Origin of the sequence: Pseudoalteromonas sp. MER144-MNA-CIBAN-0113, from assembly GCF_040308965.1 — a bacterium.
GTDB classification, from domain to species: domain Bacteria; phylum Pseudomonadota; class Gammaproteobacteria; order Enterobacterales; family Alteromonadaceae; genus Pseudoalteromonas; species Pseudoalteromonas tetraodonis.
Genome location: NZ_JBEOOG010000067.1, coordinates 1 through 22,443 on the forward strand (window position 1 = coordinate 1; position 22,443 = coordinate 22,443).

Below are 22,443 nucleotides of genomic sequence, written 5' to 3' on the forward strand. Positions count from 1 at the left end.
AACCAACCTACGTATTTAAACCAATCATGTAGGTTGGATAAGCCGAAGGCGTCATCCGACATTATTGGTTGTGCATTGTAAATGTAATACGGCTTGGGGTGATGTTGCTTTGTTGGGTGTCGTGACTCCATCACTTAACCAACCTACGTATTTAAACCAATCATGTAGGTTGGATAAGCCGAAGGCGTCATCCGACATTATTGGTTGTGCATTATAAATGTAATACGGCTTGGGGTGATGTTGGTTTGTTGGGTGGCGTGACTTCGTCACTTAACCAACCTACATTTTTTACATGGAGGTTTTATGAGGTATCGTCGAAACTATCAAGCTGGAGGGACGTATTTTTTCACAGTTAATTTGCTTGAGCGAAATAAATCATTATTGGTTGATCACATTGATTTACTACGTGAGTCGGTACGTTGGGTTAAACGACATAAACCTTTCCATATTGATGCGTGGGTTGTGTTACCCGATCATCTTCATGCGGTGCTAACATTACCCGAAGAGGATTTTGACTACTCTGGCCGATGGCGTGAAATAAAAAAGCGCTTTTCTAAAGGGTTACCTAAAAGAGAATACCTATCTGAGGCACGCATGAATAAAAATGAACGAGGCATATGGCAACGTCGCTTTTGGGAGCATACCATTCGTGATGAGCAAGATTATTGGCATCATGTAAATTATGTGCACTTCAATCCACTTAAACATGGTTTAGTAAAAAGAGTGAGTGACTGGCCTTATTCAAGTTTTCACAAAGCGGTTGCAACAGGGATCTATAGCCGTAATTGGTGTGGGGAATAATAAAATGTTGCTTTGTCTAAGCGCTTCAAACGCACTCAATAAATACCTAAAAGCTGATTTACCTCGCTTGCCACATGAACCTGGTAAACAAGCTGGGGTAAATACCCTGATCAGTGACAGCGATAATTTTAACTGGCAATTACAGATAATTGATAACAGCTATAAATCTCGTGAAAAAACAATCATTGTTTGTGAAGCGAATAGCCGTTTTACATTTTTTATACCGGTTAGTTTAAAGCTATCGCAAGAAGAATTAACTCAGCGCTTAGAGTATGAATGGCAGCTAATGATGGCTGAAACGCTTGAGGTGTATCAGCTAATACCACGCAGCGACATAGCGGTGCTGTTGAGTGAACTATCTAAAATAGAGTTTACTCCACACTGGATTAAAAATACCGATTTGAGTATAAGTGGGCATATTAGCGACGCTGCACTTTGGGTTACTCAAACACTACAAGAAGAGGGACTTTATGATTTACCTAAAGGGCTTGCCATTGAGTTAGCTATTCACTTAAACACCCAACCTAAACGTATTACTAATAAAGCAACTCGCCGCAAAGAGAAGTTTATACCCATAGAGCGTTTATTACATTATTGCCAATCGCTTATCGCTGCACGTCAGTTGGATGATGGCTCATCAAACGAAATAGTTGATACCAGTAATGTTATTAATTTTAGTGATTACAAAAAAGACTAAACCCAAACTAAGTTATCACAAGCTTGTGAAATCTAGTGTCGTGTGGAATGAGGTTATGATTAATGAATTAGTTGAATGTGGCATCTAAAAGCATACCTGATTTAAATCACTCTAAACGATTTTAAAAAATTAATAAAAAATAAAATTTTTACATAAAAAGATAGGAATAACAATGGATACAAAAATAATTTCTCAATGGACATTGTCGAAAAAAGAAGCACAGCAAAGAGGGTTAGATGGGTCATTTGACAATATGGTGGCGAACCTAGATGAAACAATACAAGCAGAAATCGCTGCATTTATTAATGGTCAAGCCGATAATAAAGACAAGCCATTGTTGAAAGCTTTAAATTCATGTTTTTCGATTGTTGAGAGTGAATTTAAGGCTGCCCGCTGGATAAGCTTTGAAGGTGATATTTACCATGATAAAAATGCCAAAGGCTTTTGGATGCTTTGCGAAGATAAAATAAATAACTTCAATAAAAATAATAGCTTTACTTCTGGGGAGCTTTGTGCAGATGTTGTTGAAATTATAAACTCAGAGCTTGAAGATGCGTTTAATGAATGGGATGTGCCAGACTTATCAACTTTAAAGTATTTAACTAATTTATCTAGTGCACCTTTCACACTTAACTCATACAAAACCGTTGCGTTTAGTAATTGGAACATTTACAAAAATAATGACTTAATCTCTGGGTTTATGTGTGATAGTAATCGACTGGAAGATATTGTATTCGGTATGTGTTTACCGTATTTACCTCAGAGTGATGTAGCTAAGAAAGGCGATAAAGGGGTGTTTATTAATGCTATATACAGCGGCTTTATTCCACCTAAACTCAAAGATAATGAATTGTATAAAGCTTTAACTGTTGCATTAAATTACAGCAATAAAGCAGCGGTTGAACAGTTTAAAAATAAAACAAAGGTTTTAGAACAACTTATACAGCAAAAAAAATCTAACACATTGCTTTTAGATGACTTTATTCGCGCTGATATTGCCCCTTATCAAGAAAAAATACTCGAAGATACTGAGCTTGGTCATTGGTCTTTATGGACCGAGGAGCTAGAGAGTGATGCTGAGCAAGTTATTGACTTACCAACTCCGATGGTTGCACGAGATCCAAAGTCGAGTATTGTCGATGGCGTGGTGGCAATCGACTTTGGCACAAAAAGTACTGTTGTGGTGTATCAAAAAGATAATGTGAATATACATCCAATGCGTATTGGAACAGGCGATTTAAGCAAAGATATACAAGCTCATCATTACGAAAACCCAACCATTATGGAATTTAGAGACCTTAACACCTTTATTAGTGCTTATAGTGCAAAAGCAAATAAACCTTATACACGCTGGCAAGATTTAACAATTTCACATACAGCAAAAAATGCATTGGAAGGAACGGATTCTAGTAAATTCAATACATTTTTAGATGAAATAAAACAGTGGGCAGGCGATAAAAACAGAAAACTAAAAGTAGTTGGTCAACAAGGTAAAGTGATTGACTTACCTCCGTTTTTAGAACTCACAGAGGATGACTTTAACCCCATTGAAATTTATGCCTACTTTTTAGGTTTATATATTAATAACTTAAATAATGGCATTTTTATGGATTACATTCTTTCATTTCCTGTGACTTACGAAATGCCAGTGCGCGATAAAATAATCGAAAGCTTTGAAAGAGGCATTAAAAAATCCCTCCCGAGTGAGCTAGGCGCTGATGCTATTGAGCACTTAACAGTAACAAAAGGGGCTAGCGAACCGGCTGCCTACGCACTAACAGCATTTAAAGCTCATAATTTTGACCCTGTAGAAGATGAACATATTTTTTATGGTGTATTTGATTTTGGTGGTGGCACCACTGACTTTGACTTTGGTATTTTTAGAGAAGCGCAAGGTGCCAAAGAGCGTCGTTTTGACTATGTTATAGAACATTTTGGCGCAGGTGGAGACAAATTTTTAGGCGGTGAAAATTTACTTGAGCTTTTGGCGTTTGAAGTATTTAAGAAAAATAAAGTTGCACTTTTAGAAGCCGGTATTCAATTTGAAAAGCACCCTGAAAAAGATGCGTTTGCAGGTAGTGAGCAGTTATTAAGTTATTCCCAAGAAGCCAAAAACAATACAAAGAAGCTGTGTATTGCGTTACGTCCATTTTGGGAGGAACATGACGATTTTAGTATTGATTCATCAGACTCTTTAAGTATTACACTAACCGATAGTCGTGGTATTCAGCATTCAGCTTTTAACTTAGTTGTTGATGAAGAAGAGTTAAGGCAATTGCTTTCAGATCGCATTGAACGTGGTGTAGAAAACTTTTTTGATGCTTTGCGTTTGGCATTTAGCCACAGTGAAGCGCAGCTTAGTGGCATAGAAAATGTAAATATATTTTTGGCTGGTAATTCAAGTCAATCAAGCTATGTGACAGCGTTATTTGAAAAGCATATTGCGCTGCAAGATGAAGAAATTGGATCTGAGGGGCAAAGTCATTTTAAATTATTTGCACCACTTGGTGCAGATAAAACGAATATAGAAAAGCCTACGGGCAAAACTGGCGTTGCCTTTGGCTTAATTGAATCACGAGAAGGCGGCAATATTAAAGTTATTGATCGTAATGTTAGTGGTGAGGATATTCGTTTTAAATATTATTTAGGAGAAAATAGGAAGGGCAAATTTAAACCTATTGTTGATCGCGAAAATAAGTTTAATGAATGGGTAGAGTTTATTGATGCGGGGTATCAAAAATTTGAACTTTATTACTCAGAACAACCTACATCAAGTACTGGTAAGGTACTTGCCTCAGATGACAGTATTAAAAAGAAGAGTATTAAACTTGATTTAACTGATGATGAAGCAATGGTCTACATAAAAATTATATCACCTACTCAGATTGAGTACGTGATAGCAGATGAGCAGGGTATTAAAAATAACATTTATTTAAATGAACCTCAAAGCATAGAACTATAATATTTAAGGAAGATTATGTTAGCACCCACACTTATCCCTACAATAATAACAGCGGTTAGTAAATTAGCTTCAACTCTAGGGCCAATGATAGCTAGAACCGCACCTATGTTATTAAAAACAGTAGGTGAAAACTTACCTAAAGTGATTCAAGCCATTGAGCAGTTGAGCATTGCATCGAACGTTCTTAAACCGAATGAAAGCGTTAATGAGCTGGGCGCTAAAGCTATCGCTGCTGATAAAACACCTGAAGACTTTAATGAAATTAATGATTATATCGAGTATTTACGAAATGATGTAACAGAAGTAACTCTATCTGATGAACCAACAAGTGTTTTAGCTCGTCAGGCGATAGGGAGTGCCATTTTACTGCAAGGTTTGAACACGGAATTGAGTACCAACATTTCTTTACCATTTTTAAATAAAGTAGCAGAGATAGGTGTAGGCTCGAAAGTGGTTTTCGAGATTATTAAAGCGTATTCAGACAGTGGCTTAAATATAGAGCAAATAGAAGCTTACAGTGACGGGCAGTTATCATTGACTGAAACTAAATGCCATAGTGATTGCTTGGTTAGCGCTTATAAAAATGCTGAACCAACAATGACTCAACAAGAAGCAGAACAAGCTGTAATGAAGGACTTTTAAAATGGCAAGGATAAAAAAATCGCTAGTTGAGCTTTTAAAAGCAAATAGTGTAGATGGAAAAGTGCAAGTACCAGCTATAGAAGAGCCATTTTTATTAGCTGAGCATGAATTTTCACTTTACCACATTAAAGAAGTAACCTTTGATGAAGAACTCCCCCGAAAAGAGGCGTTTGAGAATGTGTTAAATTCGTTAAATATTGAAGGTATTCTCTTTCTTTATTTACTCATTGGTGATGGGGAAAGCGTTAAGTTTTTATTTGGTATTGCAAAAGATAAGCGCTATAAGGGAGATTTATTGCTTGATGTTGACGATATAGGCGAAAGTATTTTAAAACCGTCTTTAGAGGGAAACTTTAGAGGAAGCATAGTCAAAAAGCTTGATAAATATGAGCGAAAGCAAGTTAAAAGCGACGTTGATGCTTTTTCTAAAGTCTCTAAGCTTGAAGGTGTGCCAAGCGTTCATGAAGATAACGAACAGTTTCAAGGTGTTGACCGTTTGGTTGATATAATGAGTGGCGATAAGTTTTGCTTAGCTGTTTTGGCTGATCCTCTTTCATTGGCTGAGGTAAACGAACTTGAAGGGCAATTACATGAAATATATGACAAATTATTGCCTTTATCTAAAAAAAGCATTCAAGACGGAACAAATAAGGCTAAGACAGAAGGAGCCTCTGAAGGTTCTAGTACCACTAAAACAACGAGTGAAAATGACGGAAAATCTATAACAACGAATACAGGCAAATCGGTTAGTACGACAAAAGGGACAACTGACTCAGGAAGTAACAAACAAACATCCAAGAGCTACGCTGAAACTGATCATAACCTTCATATTAGTGGTAGTGAAAGTACAACGAAAGGCACTTCAGAGTCAACGGCTACAGGGAGTAACCGAGGAACAAATACATCGGAGCAGACAGGTAGTTCATCGAGTGAATCTCGAGAGTTTTCTGATAAAACATTACAAGACTGGGTAAATTATATTGATGAGGTATTATTAAAGCGTATTCAAATAGGAAAAAACAAAGGGCTTTACCTGTCTAATATTTACTTATTATCTAACTCTGAGGCCAGTGTTTTAAAGCTAGGAAATACTGCAAAATCAATTTTTTCGGGTGAAGAGGCGAACAAGTCACCTTTACAACTTAAAAAATTGACGGTCAAAAATGAGATTTCTACATTAAAGAACTTTCAATTGCCTGCTTTGCAAGCAGTAAGTGCTGATGCTGCGAAAAGTGATAACAATATCCATCAATTAAATCTGTTGCTTTCTAAAAATCCTTTTAATCGATATTTATGTAATTGGTTGTCTACTAATGAATTAAGTGTTGTTGCTGGTCTACCTCAAAAAGAAGTCGTGGGATTAACTTTAAAAGAAGAAGTTGAATTTGGCTTGAATATGACGCAACAGGCCAGTGTTGAAAACAAACTCTTTTTGGGTAACTTAGTTAAAAGTGGTTTAAAGCAAAGAACAGAGGTGAGTATAGATAAACGTGACTTAGACAAACATACGTTTATTGCTGGTGTTACAGGCAGTGGTAAAACGACGACTTGCCATCGATTATTACACTCAGCTCAAATGCCATTTTTAGTTATTGAGCCAGCTAAAACAGAATACCGGGTATTAACAAAAAAAGATAACAGCATTTTAATCTTTACCTTGGGTAACGATAATGTTGCTCCTTTCAGACTCAACCCTTTTGAATTTTTCCCGCATGAAAATATTACCTCTAGAGTCGATATGATAAAGGCGAGTATAGAGTCGGCATTTGACATGGAGGCTGCAATACCACAGTTAATAGAAGCAGCTATTTATCGGTGCTACGAAGCTAAAGGTTGGAATATTGCTAACTCTAAAAATAGCTATTACGAAAACCCATTTGCGCCTGGGGTGTATGCGTTTCCTACACTTGCTGAATTGATTGATATGACAGAGGTTGTTGTAAACGATCAAGGTTTTGATGATAGGTTAAAACAGGATTATGTAGGGTCAATAAAAGCACGCTTGCAAGGGTTATTGATAGGCTCAAAAGGCCAAATGTTAAATACACCGCGGTCTATAAACTTTAAAGATTTAGCCAAACGCAATGTAATTTTAGAACTTGAAGAGATACGCAACCCAAGTGAAAAGTCTTTAATAATGGGGTTTGTTTTAGCTAATCTAAATGAAGCTATACGTGCTAATTACGAAGAGTATCGTAAACGTGGTGAAAAGTTTAGGCACATTACACTAATTGAAGAAGCGCATAGGTTATTATCTAAATTTGAGGTAGGCGATAGCTCGAATAAAAAACAAGGGGTTGAAACCTTCTCTGATATGTTGGCAGAAGTGCGTAAGTATGGAGAGTCGTTGATCATTGTTGATCAAATTCCAAATAAGCTAACGCCAGAAGTTTTAAAAAACACGAATACAAAAATTATACATAAACTTTTTGCACAAGATGATAAAGAAGCGGTTGGGAACACTATGGCGTTAACTGATGAGCAAAAAGGCTTTTTATCTAATCTTGAACCAGGACGCGTGATTTTATCGAGCTCGGGCACAACTAAACCTTTGCAAGTACAAGTAAAAGAGTTTGTTAGCACAACAGAAGAAACTGATGTCGACCCTGATAATATTCGAAAAATAGCACTTCAATATTACGCAGATAATTATAAGTCAGGTTTGATAAAAGGTTTAGAACTACTTGAAAGCCCTCCTTCAGGTGATGTTATTGAGGATATTCTTCAGGGCAATCCGCTATTAGCTTGGGTTGAAACATTAAAGAAACGAAAGTCAAATAAAGCGCTACATAACTACATACAAAGTTATGGCGTTGAGTTTATGCACCAATATATTCTTGCCTCTTGCTATAAACCTCTTGCTGAGTCAAAAGAAAATAAAAGAGAGCTTGATTTCAGAAGTAATTGTTTAGGCCATTACTTATCTGAGGTCAAGCTAAACCCTGATATAGCATTTACTTTGGAGCAGAAAAATGCCCTATCAACCAACAAGAGTATAAATGTTTAACTAAGGAAAATTTTATGGGACTTTGGAGTAGTATTTGTAGCGTTGTTAGCAGTGCTTGTAATTTTATAAGTAGTGCAGCCTCAAGTATTGGTAATAGACTTGTAGAATCAGCAACCCGTATTGCTAGTTTGGGTGTTTCTCTTGCGGCTAAAGTGACAGATGCAATAAGAGGTGTAGGTGTTTCATTAGGTATTATTCGACCAGAAGATAATCTCGAAGAGCTCGGCGAAAAGGCTATTTTAAGTGAAAAAAAACCAGAAGATTTTGACTCGATCAATGAATACATAAACCACCTAAACAATAATGTTACCTTTGATAAGGATAGATTTGACAGATTGGATGAAAAAGAGCTTTTAGCCCGCTCTTCTATAGGAGCTTCAATTACCTTAAAGGGAATTAACGAAAAGCTAGATACAGTGGTAACGCCTGAGTTTATGGCTACAGTAGCTTCTCAAGAGCTTGAAACAGAAGAGATAATTAGCACTATTAAAACTTACAAAGAGAATGATTTAAAACTAGAAGATTATGATCTTTATTTAAATGATGAGCTTACTCTTGATGAAACAACAAAACACAGCAGCGCTTTAGTTCAGGCATATAAAAAGTTAGAACCAGAGTTATCGATAGAAGAAATTGAAAATAAAGTAATGGGACTAAGTAATTAAATGACAGACTTTTACGTTGAAAATAAAAATTGCAAAATTAGAACGTGCAGAGTTATTGAAGGTGAGTTAGAGGATATTCGGTTTTCAGGTGAATTATGGATTGATAGTACTGACTTTTGGGAGCAATTCAAACGTAAAGTTGAGTACATTGAGAATGAGCGTTTAGCTTTTATTATTGTTTCTGATGACGAAGTATTTGATGTTGATCCTAGCATTTTTATTGCTGACGATTTCGCGACTGAAAAAAGTGAATTAAATAGGCTATTGTCATATATAGATGTTAGTTCCACATTAGTTAAACTTTACCCAAACTCATTTGAAATACAAAAAACTGCCGTAAATGATAAGCCAGAAGCGCTTGCTGTACTTTTAGATGATAGTGCCAGCGAAGCTCCAAACACTTCGATAGTATATAGCTCAAAAGGTTTACAAGCTCATTACCGTAAAAAGACTAATGAGCTAAAAAAAGAAGGTTAGTTATGGATAAGAACAGTTTAAAAACAGAAATCTTAGTTCTCCTAGAAGATGAGGATATTAGAAGTAAAGTATGTGAAATAGCATTCGAACATTCAGAGAAAAACGTAACTACTTTGTCGGCTAACAAGGATGAAGAATCAAGCCAAAATGAGTGCCATGCTCTACAGGCTGAAAAGGATACATTGAAAGAAGAAAATGCAAAGCTTAGATCTATGCTGGGACTAAAAGAATCCGCTTTAGTGGAAAGTGAAAATCTAATTCAGTCTTTAAATGTTGAAAAATCAGGTCTTGAGAAAAATTTATCTGTAGTCCTGAGTGATGTCGAAAAAAATGAAAAAACACTGGCAGAAACTTTAAGTTCATATGAAGAGCTGAAGAGAAAAATTACATTCTACAGAGATAACTTTGAGGAAGACCTTAGGATTAAAGAGATTTATGAGGAGCTCTCATCTCAAACTAAAGTATCAATTAAAAGTATTTTCAAGGATACGACACCAAAAGGTTTAGTTGTTTGCGGGACTCAAGAGAAATTTATATTTAATCTATGGGACTATATTAAAGCTGAAATAAATAACAGCAGTAATCAAGACGATAAAAAATTAGTTTGTTTATTTGAGTTATTGTTTTCTCGTTTCAAGTTAGCCTTTCCAATGTTTGATCTACAACAAGTTAAAGTGGGGGATGTGTTTGATAATCAAAAATTTGTAAAACATCACAGTAGCCAAAATATGAGTGGGCCGATACAAGTATTATTATTCAGAGGCTGTGTAAATAACCAAACTGGAAAAGTAGTTAAGCAATCTATAGTAATACTTTAGCAGTCAAATTATATACTTATAAAAGTGGTTATCTAATGTGTTTTAGTACAATAAGTTTAGTTTATGAAATTTCAACTCCGTGCCTCAAACGCGCTTAATAAATACTCAAAGGCTGATTTACCTCGCTTGCCACATGAACCTGGTATACAAGCGGGGGTAAATACCCTAATTAGTGACGGCGATAATTTAAACTGGCAATTGCAGATTATTGATAACAGCTATAAATGCCGTTAAAAAACAATTGCTTGGGTGTGTGGTGGTTATGTCGGGTGGCGTGACTTTGCCACTTAACCGACCTACGTTGGGTGGGTAATGTGTATTGTTGGGGTGTATGTGTTGGGGGGTAAAAAAGCTTGATAACGATATGTTATCAAGCCTTTGTATAGCTGCTTGTTATTCAACCGTGGCTGTTAAACCACGACGTTTAAGTAAGGCTGATGTGTCTGGCTCTTGGCCACGAAATGCTTTAAACGATTCCATCAGGTCACGCGAGTTACCGACTTCTAAAATTTCTTTACGGTATTTGTCACCTAGTTCACGTTTTAAGCCACCTTGCTCTTGTACATAAGCAAATGCATCAGCAGCTAAAATTTCACTCCACATGTAGGCATAGTAGCCTGCAGAGTAACCGCCCCCCATTGAATGAGAAAAGAATGCAGACTTATAACGCGGCGGCACAAATGGCACGTTAACGCCGTGTTTTGTTAAAACATCTTGCTCAAATTTTTCAATATCTTGCAGTGGTGCGTCTGCTGGTAATGAGTGCCATTCCATATCTAATAAAGCAGCAGATACATATTCTAATGTATCAAAACCTTGGTTAAAGCTGCGCGATTTAATCACTTTTTCAAGCAGTTCATCAGGGATTGGCTCACTTGTTTGGTAATGTTTAGCATAGTTTGCAATGACCTCAGGGTGCATTGCCCAATCTTCTTCAAACGTAGACGGGAATTCAACAAAGTCTCTTGATACTGACGTACCAGATAAGGTTGGGTATTTTACTTTTGAAAGCATACCGTGCAAGCCATGGCCAAGCTCATGGAACATAGTGGTTGTTTCATCGTAGCTAATAAGTGTCGGCTCACCTTTGGCGCCTTTTTGAATGTTCATAACATTCACGACAACAGGTTTTTGCCCATGCAAACCAGACTGTTTAACAAACGAGCTCATCCATGCGCCGCCACGTTTACCTTCACGCGCAAAATAATCAGCAAAAAAGATAGCTAGGCTTTCACCATTTGCGTCAAATACTTCATATGCTTTTACATCTGGGTGATACACAGGTAGATCGTTACGTGGCTTAAATGTAATGCCATACAAACGATTCATGGTAAAGAATACACCGTCTTCTAATACACGGTTAAACTCAAAATATTCTTTTACTGCTTTTTCATCAAGGTTGTACTTATCTTGACGTACTTGCTCGGCATAATATAACCAATCCCATGGTTTAAGTTCGAACTGCTCTGCAGATGCATTTATTTTTTCTTGAATATCGGCAGCTTCTAACGCTACATTTTGAGTTAGCCTTGGCACCATGCTAGCAAACATATCAAATACAGCTTGTGGTTTTTTAGCCATTTGCGACTCTAAACCAAATTCAGCCCAGCTGTTGTAGCCAAGTAGCTTTGCTTTTTGTGCTCTTAATTTAACTAGTTGCGCAACAATGTCACGATTACTAAATTCACCATCTAGCGCGCGCTCTGAAGATGCACGCCACACTTTCTCGCGCAAATCACGGTTTTGTAATGAAGCTAAAACAGGCTGGCGAGTGGTATTGGTGATTTTAATTAAATACTGCCCTTCGTGGCCGGCTTCTGTGGCTGCATTAGCAAATTGTTCAATTTGACCTGCCGATAAGCCAGCTAACTCTTTTTGGTCTTTTACGATGACAACATTACTTTTACTTAGCGCAAGTAAGTTTTGTGAAAACTGTGTCGTTAAGGTTGATAGCGATGAGTTAATATCACGTATTTGCTGCTTTTGTTCATCATTAAGCTGAGCGCCTGAGCGCACAAAACGTTTATAGTAAACGTCTAATAGTCGTGTTTCTTGCGCTGTTAATGCTAAAGAGTCTGTTTTTTCAAAAAGTGTGGCTACTTTTTTAAATAACGCATCATTTAAAAAGATGTTGTCTCTGTGCGCTGCAAGCTTTGGTGCAAGTTCTTTTTGAAGCTCACGACGCGCTGGGTTTGAGCTAGAGCCTGCAAGGTTGTAAAAAATGCTGCTTGCACGTGTTAATAACTCGCCACTTTGCTCAAGTGCCACTATGGTGTTTTCAAAAGTCGTAGGGGCTGTATTATTAATAATGTCTTGTACTTGCGCCATTTGCTGCGCCATACCTTGATTAAAGGCAGGTAAAAAATGCTCATCTTTGATGACTGCAAAGTCAGGGGTTTCGTACTGTAGTGTGCTTTTTTCTAATAATGGGTTGGTAGCTTGTTGTGCTTGCGCTGAAATACTTTGCGCAGTTGTTTGTTGTTTGTTGTCAGCGTTTACATTTGGCTCAGAGCAGCCCGAAAGTAATAACGCCGAGCTGATTGCTGTGGCGAGTAAAGTTTTCATATTTACATTCTCTTATTATTGTAACCAGTCGTTACCTTGTCATTAATCAAGTAAGAGTACGTTGACTTAAATGTAACTACACTTAGGTTGCGATAAAGTCTAAATTAACTGCGACGAGCTGTTAAGTTATATGCCCCATAGTGCATTTTTTGACGAGCAAGTAAAATATAAAGCAGTAAATAGGAGGGGCGTTGAGTGGCTTAAATACGCCAGTGATGTTTAATTTATTTAACTAGTTATTTATCGACGTACGTCTTTTGGTGCGCCGCCTTTTGGCCAGTCATTCGCTTTATTGGCAAAAATAGGGCGCTCTAAATGTGAAAAGTAATAAGCAATATCGACAGCTTGTTGATCACTTAGAATGCCTTCTTGTCCCAGAGGCATATTGCCCTTTATAAAAGCGGCTGCAGTATACGTACGCGCCATGCCTGCGCCATCGTTAAACGAATGACTGCCCGCAACAGCAGGGAACATGTAAGTATCATTGGGGTATAAACCTTGAGCATCCATTTGATGGCAGCTTGCACAATGCTTTGCGTAAAGGGTTTTTCCGTTATCGGCGTTTGGTATTAGCTCTTTATTAATAGCGACAAAGCCCGTGTAGCCTTGCAGGTCGTCTTCGGTTTTTATATTTTGTGACAAAAAGTTCATGTAGCTCACAATAGCCTGCATAGGCAATGAATTAGTAGGCAGTGGCTGACCGTTCATTGAGCGTTGAAAACAGCCGTTAATTCTGTCTTCAATGGTGTTTATTTTTGCATTACGTGAACGATACTTTGGATATACCACATTCATGCCCACATAAGGCGCGGCTTTGGCTACATGCCCTTCATTAAGATGGCAAGTGCTACAATTGAGCTTATTATTTACGTTATTGGGAAGTTGTTTATAGGTATCAATAATTAATAAGCGCCCATAACGAATTAAATCCGACTCAGGGCTGGCATCGAGCTCATTAATAGCGGGCGTTACTAGGGTGTTAGGGTGATTTGCTGATAAGTTTATAATTGTGGGCGCATTACTTAACGCTTTTTGCACAAGTGATTGTGCTTCTTGTGAGCATACGGGCAAAGTAAATAACGTCGCGAATACAACACTAAAATAAACTTTAAACATAATTAACCTGAACTCCGGATAATAAATCCATCTCAAGCAGCTATTTTCAGCGCTAACTGCGTTGAATTTACTTGCAATAGGCTAGCTATTGACGCGTAATTTCGCCTTGTTTTCACTAAAAATCTCTAGCTTGAGAAAATAAAAATAAATATCATTTTGATTCAATATGTTAGTAAATCTCTTAACCAGAGTTCAGGTTAATTAAAACCTAAATAAAAAAGAGTATTTAAACGACAGTGCTCATTATTGCTGTAATGTGGCTAAGTGTTTTTAATACCGGTGAAATTGGTAAGATGAATCGGTAAACCGTGACCCACTATCATTAAAATATAGTTAACGATTACTTAAAGGGTTAATAATTTAGTTAGTTTGATTATTGAACAGCAGTGCTTAGGTGGAGGTGTCATTAGTTTGTGATTAATTTATATAAGTTTGGTATGCATAGCCAAATGATTATGAACCATAACGCTATGCAAAGTGAGGTGTTTTTTGACTATTTTATTTACAGTTATAATCCATAATTTTGTGTGATAAAGCGCTAAGTATGTCCACTACTTTAAAACTTGCTTGCTCCATAAGAGATACTTTTTCTACAGCAGTATTGATATCGCCTAATTGGAATGCTTCTAAAGCAGCAAAGCCATTCTTATGGACATCTTCATGTGGTTGCTCTAATGCTTTAAAGTCGTTAATGCTTGAATATTTTAATGCACCTTCACCTTGGTAATACCATTTACCTAAACGACACATGGTATGATCAGAAAAGTCTTCTGCAGTCTTATTTGATTGGCCTAAAATGACTTTATAAATATCGTATTTCCATACAATGTGATCCATTTTTACTGTTTGAATAAATGCATCGGCACTTGAATTAACAATAACGCTATACATATTTTGTGATAGTTCAACCACTTTTTTAGCGGTAGCATCAATTTCTGATGAGCTATTTGCAATGCCATCACTTTCTTCGCTAACGTTAGTAATGTTAGTTACAACGCTTTGCATTTGCTCATTGACCTTAGCTATTAAATTAGAAATTTCGTTAGATGCATCAGAAGAGCGCTGAGCGAGCGTCCTTACTTCATCTGCCACAACAGCAAAGCCTCGTCCTTGCTCTCCGGCTCTAGCGGCCTCGATAGCCGCATTGAGTGCAAGTAAATTTGTTTGATCAGAAATCCCTTTAATTATGTTTACAAAATCATTAATTCCGATTGTTACTGACTGCAATTCTTTAACGGATTTAGTGGCTGATTTTGTATCTCTTGAGATATTATGTGTTGACGATGAAGTCGTTGCTAACATATCTAAAATTGTATCAAGTAATTCTTGGGATGACTTAAATGACGTAATATCATTAATTAGTTTATGTGAAGTTGAGGCTAAGCTTTCTCTGATGTCACTAATTAAATCAGATGACTGTAATGATAATGTGTTTAATTCACGCTGTTTTACAAAGGCTGTATCATTTGCTATTTCATTGTCGTTTTGTTGTGATTGCTCGCTGTTTGCTGCTAACAATTGCGCTTCAAGCTTTTCATTGGTTTTTTTTAATTGAATTAACTCGTTATTTAACTCATTAATTTTGTTTTTATATTTCGAATTGAACAGCATGTAGACCCCAATTTAAACACAGAAAATAAACGTATATTTTTTATTAAATTTACCTGAACATTGATTACTTTATTCGATTTTTTACAGGGGTGGAATTGACGTCCACCCAGGTCGATTTTTATAAAAGTAAGTTACAACACTATAATAGATGCTTTATAACCTTTTGGTAAATAAACTTTTCTTTTAATGCTTATAATAAGCTTGTTTAAGGTGAACACTGCTTTAGAAGTTAGTACTTCCTAATTGATTTACTCAACTGGGCTTGAAACTCATCAGGGAATAAAATTGTGCCGTCGTCTTCTTCGGTAGGGAACACGGCCACCAGTAAGTCGTCTTCTTCAAGGCCAGGTGTCCAGCGGCTAAACCAATCGTTTGTTGGAATTGCTTTAGGTGTACAGCCTTGCCATTCGCCGGTTGCCCAGGCTTGTGCGAACTCTCGTGTTGGCCATACCGGCACGCAATCGTCGTCCTCGTTAGTGAGCATTACGCAGCCGTCGTCATCGTTTAAAATCCACACTTGCTTAAATTGCTGCACGGTTTCGTACATGTATGCGAGTCGTTTTTTTGCGCCAAGGCCTAAAATTACGTCGTCTTGCTTTGATAAATTATCGGTGGTCATTTTTGGCTCTCTCTCACTGTGGAGTATACAAAGAGCAGCGAGCTGCTGCGCTTTAAAATTTAGTTTAGCTGATAGCTGCTAGTAGCTCATTGGCTAGTTGGTTTAGTGCGTCGGGGTCTTGGTTTGTTAATGCGTAGGTGCGTAATCCATATATACCCATAACACAAAATCGTGCCAGCTCTATGGCACTTCGGCCATTGGTAATTTCTTTATTATCAATTGCTTTTTGTAACTGCTGCGCAAAAGCGTGCTCATATGCAGTTAAATTAGTACGCAATACGTGGCAAATTTGTGGATCGTTACCCTCTACCTCGCTAATGCTTTTTGTGAGCAGGCACACTTTGGTTGCTTCACCGTCAACGCATTCTTGCACAATGATATTAAGGTATTGTTTCAGCGTATCTAAAATACAACTGCTGTGCTCAAACAGCGCCGTAAACTGTGTATTGCGATCGGTTTGGTATTGCTCAGTAGCGGCTAAAAAAATGCCTTTTTTACTTCCAAATGCCGCGTATAACGAGCCTGGATGTAAATGGGTTGCTTGAGTCAGTTTTTGCATACTGGTTTTTGCATAGCCATGAAGCATAAACATCGCCATTGCTTGGCGCAGTACAAACTCTGTATCAAATTCTGCAGTTCTCATAATGACTCTTCTCGTTGGCAGAGTAGGTAAAGCGAACTTTCAGCAATAATCCTACTTTAAGCAGCGTTTAGGTAAAGCAGTTTACGCAATCTTGAACAAAGTTTCAAAATTATACTTGAATATTCATTCAAGTGACCTTATCTTGAATGTACATTCAACAAAGGATAAACATTATGTCGACAGACTTACTTTCACCTTTTAAATTAAATAACAGCATTGAACTGCAAAACCGTGTACTAATGGCACCACTAACTCGTTGTATGGCAGATGACAATTTAGTGCCTACACAAGCTATGGTTGATTACTACGCTCGTCGTGCTGATGTAGGATTAATTATTAGTGAAGCAATTATTATTCGTGCCGATGCACAAGGTTACCCAAATACACCGGGTATCTTCACTAGTGAACAAGTTCAAGGTTGGAAAAAAGTCACTGACGCCGTGCATGCCAATGGCGGTAAAATGTTCGCGCAATTATGGCATGTTGGCCGTGTTGCTCACCCTCACTTTTTTGGTGGTGATGTTCTGGCGCCATCGGCGATAGGGGTTGAAGGTTCAGTACCGCGTATGCGCGAGCTAACTTATATTACGCCAAAAGCTGCCACTAAAGATGATATTAAAGGCTTAGTGGCTGACTACGCTAAAGCGGCAGAAAACGCGATGGAAGCAGGTTTTGACGGCGTGGAAATTCATGGTGCTAATGGCTATTTAATTGACCAATTTTTACATTATGCTGCCAATGAGCGTGATGACGAGTATGGGCAAACACCAGAAAATATGTCTCGTTTTGCACTCGAAGTAACCGATGCCATAATTGATGTTGTAGGTAATGAGCGTACCGCTATGCGTTTAACACCAGGTGCCTACTTTAATATGAGCGAAGATAACCGTGATAAAGCAGTATTTGACTACTTATTACCTGAGCTTGAAAACCGCAAACTAGCCTATTTACATGGCGGTATTTTTGACGACAGCATGCGTTTTGATTCACTAGAAGGTAAATCAACCTCTGAATTTTTACGAGCTGGTTATGCAAGTACCTTAGTGGGTGTAGGTAGTTATAGTTTTGAAACTGCCAAACAAGCGATCAACGATAATAAATTTGATTTAATTGCCATTGGTCGCCCACTTATTGCTAACCCAGATTACATTAGCAAAATTAAAAATGGTGAAGAAGTGACACCTTATAGTGATGAGATGCTTGCTGAGTTAGTTTAAGTTTTAAAGAGTTCTCACTAATAAGCCCACAAATGTGGGCTTATTACTTAAAAGCGGATTTATGAATCTATCTTTTTAGATAATTCTGCAAGCTCTTGAATTTTAGTAACCGTTTCTTTTATGTAGCCGTTTATTTCTTCAGAAGATGCCTTTGAATTGCCTGCAAGAGTTCTTACCTCGTCAGCAACAACGGCAAAACCGCGTCCCATTTCACCTGCTCTTGCGGCTTCAATAGCAGCATTGAGTGCAAGTAAATTTGTTTGCTCTGATATTCCATTAATTGTTTCTACTATTTTGCTGATGGTTTGGCTTATATCTAATAATTCTTTCATTGATATTTGAGTTTGATTAACTGCTTTTTTTCTTTCCGTTATGTTTAAACCTATAAACATATAACTAGTGGTTTGACCATTAACATCACGAAGAGCACATATTCTCGCATCAAAGGCACTGTATTGATTATTTTTTTCAAGTTCAAAAGTTTTTGAGATATGTTTGTTTTTGTCTAAAAATGCTCTTTCTTCAACGCTGAGATCAGAAATCAGATTTTTAGCAAACTCTTCTACAGAAAAATTGGGTTTTAATGCCGTTTTTAGTAATTCGTTACAATCAAGTACTTCACCATGAAGAGACACTTGCAACATAGCTATAGACTCGCCGATAGTTTCTAGTTTGTTTGTGAAATCAAGCGCCATTTGCTTTACTTCAGATATATCAGCTTGAATTGCAATGTAATTTTCTAATTTCCCTTCTCTTATTACTGGGTTGATAGATAGCGAGGTCCAGTAAGCACTCCCCGATTTTTTATAGTTTAATATTTCTCCATAAAAAGGAGTTCGATTTTTAAGATGTGTGCGTATCGTTTCTATCATGTTTTTGTCAGAATCTTTGCCTTGTAAAAAACTGCCTGGTTTCTTACCTTTTACTTCACTTAAAGCGTATCCTGTTAAACGTTCAAATCCATTGTTTACATATTGAATATAGCCGTTAGGATCGGTGATTATTACCGCGTTGTCTGTTTCGTTTGCAACAAGTGACAACATCCGTTGTTCTTCTCTAGTTATTACCTCTTGCGTTACATCTTTGATAAAAGCTGTGTAAATAACGCGATTAGCTAATTTAATTTTCGATAGCGATAATCGCCCCCACACGGTTGTTCCATCTTTGCGTTCAATTTCAACTTCTCTACTGGTACCAACTATTTTATCGACACCTGTGTCTCGGTTTGCATTTACAAGCTCATCATGGTTATGTTGTATTGCATGGGGTACTAGCATTTTTACATTGTTTCCCATTACTTCTTGTTTACTGTAACCCCACAGTGTTTCTGCGGCTTTGTTATACAAAGTGATACAATTATTTTCATCAATACATACAACTGCATCAAGGGCTTGCTCTAACGATTGCTCATTGATTTCTTTTGCTTCACGCTCTGCTGATATATCTCTTATAAAAGCGGTGTAATGTTTGTTGTTATTTACTTTCACCTGAGAAAGCGCTAATTCGACCCAAATGCGACTTCCCGATTTAGTTTGTAACTCAACTTCTCGGTAGCTGCCAACAATTTTGTCTTGCCCGGTTTCTCTATGATGATTTACATAGTCGTCGTGGTTTGTTTTATGTTCGTCAGGGACTAGTTTTCGTATGTTGTGACCGAGTACTTCATCTTCTGTGTAGCCCCATAATTTTTGCGCGGCTTTGTTATAAAAGACAATATTGTTTTTTTCATCTATGGAAACAATTGCCGTAATAGACTGTTTTAATGCTTGCTCAGCGCTATTAGCGAAAAAATTAAACATAGTGCAGCTACCTGTAAGTAAAGCGTTAATAAAAAGATAGCCCAGAAAAAGCTGATTGCAAAATTGGTTTTTTAACTTTGTATAAAACCGTGTTTTTGGGCTAAAAGTTATCACTTTATGGGCTCTTAACTCTTTATATCTAAGTTAAATAAGATTTTGATCAATTGCAGTTAGAAAGAGTGAGAAAATTTTATGACTTTAGAGAGTCCCTTGGCTTTTGGGTGCTGTTTTAGTCTGATTGCTCTTAATTACGATGTGCTTGATTTGATTACTTTACGTCATAATTAACTCATATTTGTTTAACCTGTTTGTCAATAAAATTGCCCCTCGTTGTCATACTTAAAAAATAGACTGTGCCCGCTTTCATAATTACCTTTTTATAATTAGAATCAAATGGGACAACAATGTACGCTTTAAAAAATAAATCGATTTTGAGCATGGCTGTGGCCATGGCGGTATCAACTCCAGCTTATGCTAACGATAACGTGATAGAAGAAGTAACTGTTACTGCAAAACCAACCAGTTATGCAAACAACGTTATTGAACCTGCCATGCTAGAACAACAAAGCTCGGTATCGAGTGTGTTATCGGTAATTGATAACTTGCCAGGGATTAGCATAAACGAAGGCGACGCATTTGGCGGCGATGATTGGTCAACAACCATTACCATGCGTGGTTTTAGTATTGACTCTAACCAACAGCAATTAGGTATGACGATAGACGGCATTCCTAATGGTGGCTCTAATTATGGTGGCGGGGCTAAAGCGAATCGTTATCTCGATAGCGAAAACTTGGTGACAGTGGAAGTTGGCCAAGGTACCTCAGATATTAAATCTGCCTCATTAGAGGCATTAGGCGGTACTTTTAATTTTGTAAGTAAAGCACCGAGTTTAGATAAAAGCACCACCTTTGCTTATACCTCAGGCAGTCACGATGCTTCGCGTTATTATGTTAAGCACGAAACTGGCACCATTTTCGATAATACCCAAGCGTACGTGAGTTACTCACAAACCGATACCAGCCGCTGGATTGGCTCAGGCAGCAATGGCGGAAAAGATAACCAACACGCTGAGGCGAAATTTGTTACCACTCTTGATAATTTAACTATTACAGGGCGTTTATCGTACGATGATGTAAGCGAGACGAATTATAATAGCGTGAGCTTGGCACAATTTGAACAAACTCCAGATTGGGATCAACTAACATGGAATTGGACAGGCGTTCCGCACTTTGACCAAATGTTTGCAGAAGGTTGGGGCACGCTGCGTGAAAACACTCTAGGGTATTTAAAGTTTGAATACGCGATTTCACCCACCTCATTGTTAACCATTAGCCCTTATTATCATAAAAACTCAGGCCGAGGTGATTGGATCCCTCCTTATTTAACGTCCCCTGTAGATGAAAATGGTAACCCAACCACAGAAGGTGGCACAAACGCAGGCTCTTATGGCTTTACAGATAGTAATGGTAACCCACTTGCTCCCAATGCAGGTTGTACGGCTAGCTTAAACTGGCCGTGGGAGTCAGGCCCTGAGCTTAATCCTGCATGTTACGATGCTGATGCAACGCCAGTTATGTCTTATCGTCATACACATTATAATAAAGACCGTTTAGGGGTAACTGCTAATTATCAAGCAAGCATTGGCATGCACGATATTGAAGCCGGTTTTTGGTATGAGCAAAGCGACCGTGATGAGTCACGAGATTGGCATAAAGTTATAGATGCGCGCATTTATCATCACTTTGATAACACCCCTTATTGGACGCAATATAAAAACACCTTTGAGACCGACACCCTTAAATGGTACGCCCAAGACTCAATGTCATTTGACGACTTAACTCTTAACCTAGGGGTTAAAAAGTACTTAGTAGACATAGAAAAGTATGACCATTATCAAAACGCCACCACAGCTAAAGTAAACAGTGATTCAGACCTTCTATTTAGTGGCGGTATTTTATATCAGTTAAACAGTAACACTGAGTTATTTACCAGCTACAGCGAAAACTTTGCCGCCATTAAAGATGGTGTGCTTGAGCGCGATAGCTCTGACTTGTCAGCTATTGAGCCAGAAACCGCAGAAAATATTGATTTAGGGGTGCGTTATGACAATAACGCACTTAAATTAACGGCAACGGCTTACTCAATTGAATTTGATAACCGTATTACCTTTATAGCGCCAGGTAGCGACACGGGTGGTATTGATTACACCATAGGTACTAACGGCTCGTACCTCAATGTGGGCGGTATTGAATCGAAAGGTTTAGAGCTATCAGCAAGTTATATGTTGAGCCCACAGTGGAATGTATATAGCTCATACACCAATAATAACTCTGAATATAAAGGCGATGCGCCAGGCTTTGAAGCTGGAGGCAAAGTAATTGATTCAGTAGATGATTTATTTGTGCTTTCAACCGATTATTACAGCGGTGATTTCCGCTTTGGTTTATCGGCTAAATACACTGGCGAGCGTGGCGATGTAGATAGCTATACCGTGGTTGATTTAAATGCAGGCTACGCAGCTGAAGTTAATGCTGGCCCCTTCAAAGCAATTGATATTGCTTTTGTGGTTTACAACATTACTGATGAAAGCTACCTAGCGGGCGGCACAGGTAATGGGAGTACTTACTTTATTGGCTCACCACGCACAGCAGCAGTTACATTAACGGCTACTTTTTAAACCTAATGTAACCTTATATAAGCCCATCATCGATGGGCTTTTTACTATATAACCTGAGATCTGCTTAAGCGATAACTAGTGCGTTGAGCTCTACGTCAGTTAAATTAAGGTGTGGCTTATTTTCTT

At 37.8% G+C, this 22,443-nt stretch carries 17 protein-coding genes; 11 read left to right on the forward strand and 6 right to left on the reverse strand.

All coding sequences use genetic code 11. The annotated features are described in order from the left end of the window. Positions 1 to 303: 303 nt before the first annotated feature. The 9 genes from AAEY57_RS15075 (at position 304) to AAEY57_RS15115 (ending at position 10,303) form a co-directional block, all read left to right on the forward strand. Positions 304 to 801, forward strand: coding sequence for an REP-associated tyrosine transposase (locus tag AAEY57_RS15075; RefSeq protein WP_138562776.1), 498 nt, complete (start codon positions 304 to 306; stop codon positions 799 to 801). A 4-nt stretch (positions 802 to 805) separates the two neighbouring features. Next, entirely contained in the window at positions 806 to 1,498 is a 693-nt protein-coding gene (locus tag AAEY57_RS15080; protein WP_350608148.1) for an amino acid adenylation, read from the forward strand. A 172-nt stretch (positions 1,499 to 1,670) separates the two neighbouring features. After that, positions 1,671 to 4,460 carry a hypothetical protein gene (locus tag AAEY57_RS15085; RefSeq protein WP_350608149.1) on the forward strand — a complete coding sequence of 930 codons (2,790 nt, stop codon included), beginning with the start codon at positions 1,671 to 1,673 and terminating at the stop codon, positions 4,458 to 4,460. 15 nt (positions 4,461 to 4,475) lie between these two features. Then, positions 4,476 to 5,102: a hypothetical protein gene (locus tag AAEY57_RS15090; RefSeq protein WP_262976575.1), complete on the forward strand. Its 627-nt coding sequence runs from the start codon at positions 4,476 to 4,478 to the stop codon at positions 5,100 to 5,102. 1 nt (position 5,103) lies between these two features. Next, positions 5,104 to 8,109, forward strand: coding sequence for an ATP-binding protein (locus tag AAEY57_RS15095; RefSeq protein WP_262976574.1), 3,006 nt, complete (start codon positions 5,104 to 5,106; stop codon positions 8,107 to 8,109). Positions 8,110 to 8,123: 14 nt separating this feature from the next. After that, positions 8,124 to 8,774 (forward strand): hypothetical protein, encoded by a 651-nt coding sequence (locus AAEY57_RS15100; RefSeq protein ID WP_262976573.1) that lies wholly within the window; start codon positions 8,124 to 8,126, stop codon positions 8,772 to 8,774. Then, positions 8,775 to 9,251 carry a hypothetical protein gene (locus AAEY57_RS15105; protein WP_262976572.1) on the forward strand — a complete coding sequence of 159 codons (477 nt, stop codon included), beginning with the start codon at positions 8,775 to 8,777 and terminating at the stop codon, positions 9,249 to 9,251. A 2-nt stretch (positions 9,252 to 9,253) separates the two neighbouring features. Further along, on the forward strand, positions 9,254 to 10,069 hold the full coding sequence (locus tag AAEY57_RS15110; RefSeq protein WP_350608150.1) for a hypothetical protein: 816 nt from the start codon (positions 9,254 to 9,256) through the stop codon (positions 10,067 to 10,069). Between the two features lie 63 nt (positions 10,070 to 10,132). Further along, positions 10,133 to 10,303 carry a hypothetical protein gene (locus tag AAEY57_RS15115; RefSeq protein ID WP_350608151.1) on the forward strand — a complete coding sequence of 57 codons (171 nt, stop codon included), beginning with the start codon at positions 10,133 to 10,135 and terminating at the stop codon, positions 10,301 to 10,303. Between the two features lie 159 nt (positions 10,304 to 10,462). On the opposite strand, the gene AAEY57_RS15120 is transcribed toward AAEY57_RS15115, so the two are convergent. The 5 genes from AAEY57_RS15120 to AAEY57_RS15140 form a co-directional block, all read right to left on the reverse strand. Further along, complete coding sequence (locus AAEY57_RS15120) at positions 10,463 to 12,634, reverse strand: M3 family metallopeptidase (RefSeq protein WP_008468133.1); 2,172 nt, start codon at positions 12,632 to 12,634, stop codon at positions 10,463 to 10,465. A 240-nt stretch (positions 12,635 to 12,874) separates the two neighbouring features. Next, positions 12,875 to 13,750 carry a c-type cytochrome gene (locus AAEY57_RS15125; RefSeq protein WP_076920785.1) on the reverse strand — a complete coding sequence of 292 codons (876 nt, stop codon included), beginning with the start codon at positions 13,748 to 13,750 and terminating at the stop codon, positions 12,875 to 12,877. Between the two features lie 498 nt (positions 13,751 to 14,248). Beyond that, the gene (locus AAEY57_RS15130) at positions 14,249 to 15,361 is read right to left on the reverse strand and encodes a methyl-accepting chemotaxis protein (protein ID WP_013464646.1); all 1,113 of its coding nucleotides are present in this window, start codon (positions 15,359 to 15,361) and stop codon (positions 14,249 to 14,251) included. Positions 15,362 to 15,590: 229 nt separating this feature from the next. Beyond that, positions 15,591 to 15,980, reverse strand: a complete 390-nt coding sequence (locus AAEY57_RS15135) for a DUF2750 domain-containing protein (RefSeq protein ID WP_013464647.1) — start codon at positions 15,978 to 15,980, stop codon at positions 15,591 to 15,593. A gap of 64 nt (positions 15,981 to 16,044) precedes the next feature. Next, positions 16,045 to 16,623 (reverse strand): TetR/AcrR family transcriptional regulator, encoded by a 579-nt coding sequence (locus AAEY57_RS15140; protein WP_013464648.1) that lies wholly within the window; start codon positions 16,621 to 16,623, stop codon positions 16,045 to 16,047. 173 nt (positions 16,624 to 16,796) lie between these two features. Between AAEY57_RS15140 and AAEY57_RS15145 the strand changes: the two genes are divergently transcribed. Continuing rightward, complete coding sequence (locus tag AAEY57_RS15145) at positions 16,797 to 17,840, forward strand: alkene reductase (protein ID WP_036956161.1); 1,044 nt, start codon at positions 16,797 to 16,799, stop codon at positions 17,838 to 17,840. A gap of 59 nt (positions 17,841 to 17,899) precedes the next feature. Here AAEY57_RS15145 and AAEY57_RS15150 read toward each other — a convergent pair whose 3' ends face one another. Continuing rightward, positions 17,900 to 19,753 (reverse strand): PAS domain S-box protein, encoded by a 1,854-nt coding sequence (locus AAEY57_RS15150; RefSeq protein ID WP_350608152.1) that lies wholly within the window; start codon positions 19,751 to 19,753, stop codon positions 17,900 to 17,902. Between the two features lie 290 nt (positions 19,754 to 20,043). On the opposite strand from AAEY57_RS15150, the gene AAEY57_RS15155 reads away from it, so the two are divergent. Next, positions 20,044 to 22,317, forward strand: a complete 2,274-nt coding sequence (locus AAEY57_RS15155) for a TonB-dependent receptor domain-containing protein (protein WP_350608153.1) — start codon at positions 20,044 to 20,046, stop codon at positions 22,315 to 22,317. Positions 22,318 to 22,443 lie beyond the last annotated feature (126 nt).

Excerpts from the sequence above, each read along its gene's own strand:
- AAEY57_RS15075 (WP_138562776.1), top strand. The coding sequence starts at position 304 with ATGAGGTATCGTCGAAACTATCAAGCTGGAGGGACGTATTTTTTCACA.
- AAEY57_RS15080 (WP_350608148.1), top strand. The coding sequence starts at position 806 with ATGTTGCTTTGTCTAAGCGCTTCAAACGCACTCAATAAATACCTAAAA.
- AAEY57_RS15085 (WP_350608149.1), top strand. The coding sequence starts at position 1,671 with ATGGATACAAAAATAATTTCTCAATGGACATTGTCGAAAAAAGAAGCA.
- AAEY57_RS15090 (WP_262976575.1), top strand. The coding sequence starts at position 4,476 with ATGTTAGCACCCACACTTATCCCTACAATAATAACAGCGGTTAGTAAA.
- AAEY57_RS15095 (WP_262976574.1), top strand. The coding sequence starts at position 5,104 with ATGGCAAGGATAAAAAAATCGCTAGTTGAGCTTTTAAAAGCAAATAGT.
- AAEY57_RS15100 (WP_262976573.1), top strand. The coding sequence starts at position 8,124 with ATGGGACTTTGGAGTAGTATTTGTAGCGTTGTTAGCAGTGCTTGTAAT.
- AAEY57_RS15105 (WP_262976572.1), top strand. The coding sequence starts at position 8,775 with ATGACAGACTTTTACGTTGAAAATAAAAATTGCAAAATTAGAACGTGC.
- AAEY57_RS15110 (WP_350608150.1), top strand. The coding sequence starts at position 9,254 with ATGGATAAGAACAGTTTAAAAACAGAAATCTTAGTTCTCCTAGAAGAT.
- AAEY57_RS15115 (WP_350608151.1), top strand. The coding sequence starts at position 10,133 with ATGAAATTTCAACTCCGTGCCTCAAACGCGCTTAATAAATACTCAAAG.
- AAEY57_RS15120 (WP_008468133.1), bottom strand. The coding sequence starts at position 12,634 with ATGAAAACTTTACTCGCCACAGCAATCAGCTCGGCGTTATTACTTTCG.
- AAEY57_RS15125 (WP_076920785.1), bottom strand. The coding sequence starts at position 13,750 with ATGTTTAAAGTTTATTTTAGTGTTGTATTCGCGACGTTATTTACTTTG.
- AAEY57_RS15130 (WP_013464646.1), bottom strand. The coding sequence starts at position 15,361 with ATGCTGTTCAATTCGAAATATAAAAACAAAATTAATGAGTTAAATAAC.
- AAEY57_RS15135 (WP_013464647.1), bottom strand. The coding sequence starts at position 15,980 with ATGACCACCGATAATTTATCAAAGCAAGACGACGTAATTTTAGGCCTT.
- AAEY57_RS15140 (WP_013464648.1), bottom strand. The coding sequence starts at position 16,623 with ATGAGAACTGCAGAATTTGATACAGAGTTTGTACTGCGCCAAGCAATG.
- AAEY57_RS15145 (WP_036956161.1), top strand. The coding sequence starts at position 16,797 with ATGTCGACAGACTTACTTTCACCTTTTAAATTAAATAACAGCATTGAA.
- AAEY57_RS15155 (WP_350608153.1), top strand. The coding sequence starts at position 20,044 with ATGTACGCTTTAAAAAATAAATCGATTTTGAGCATGGCTGTGGCCATG.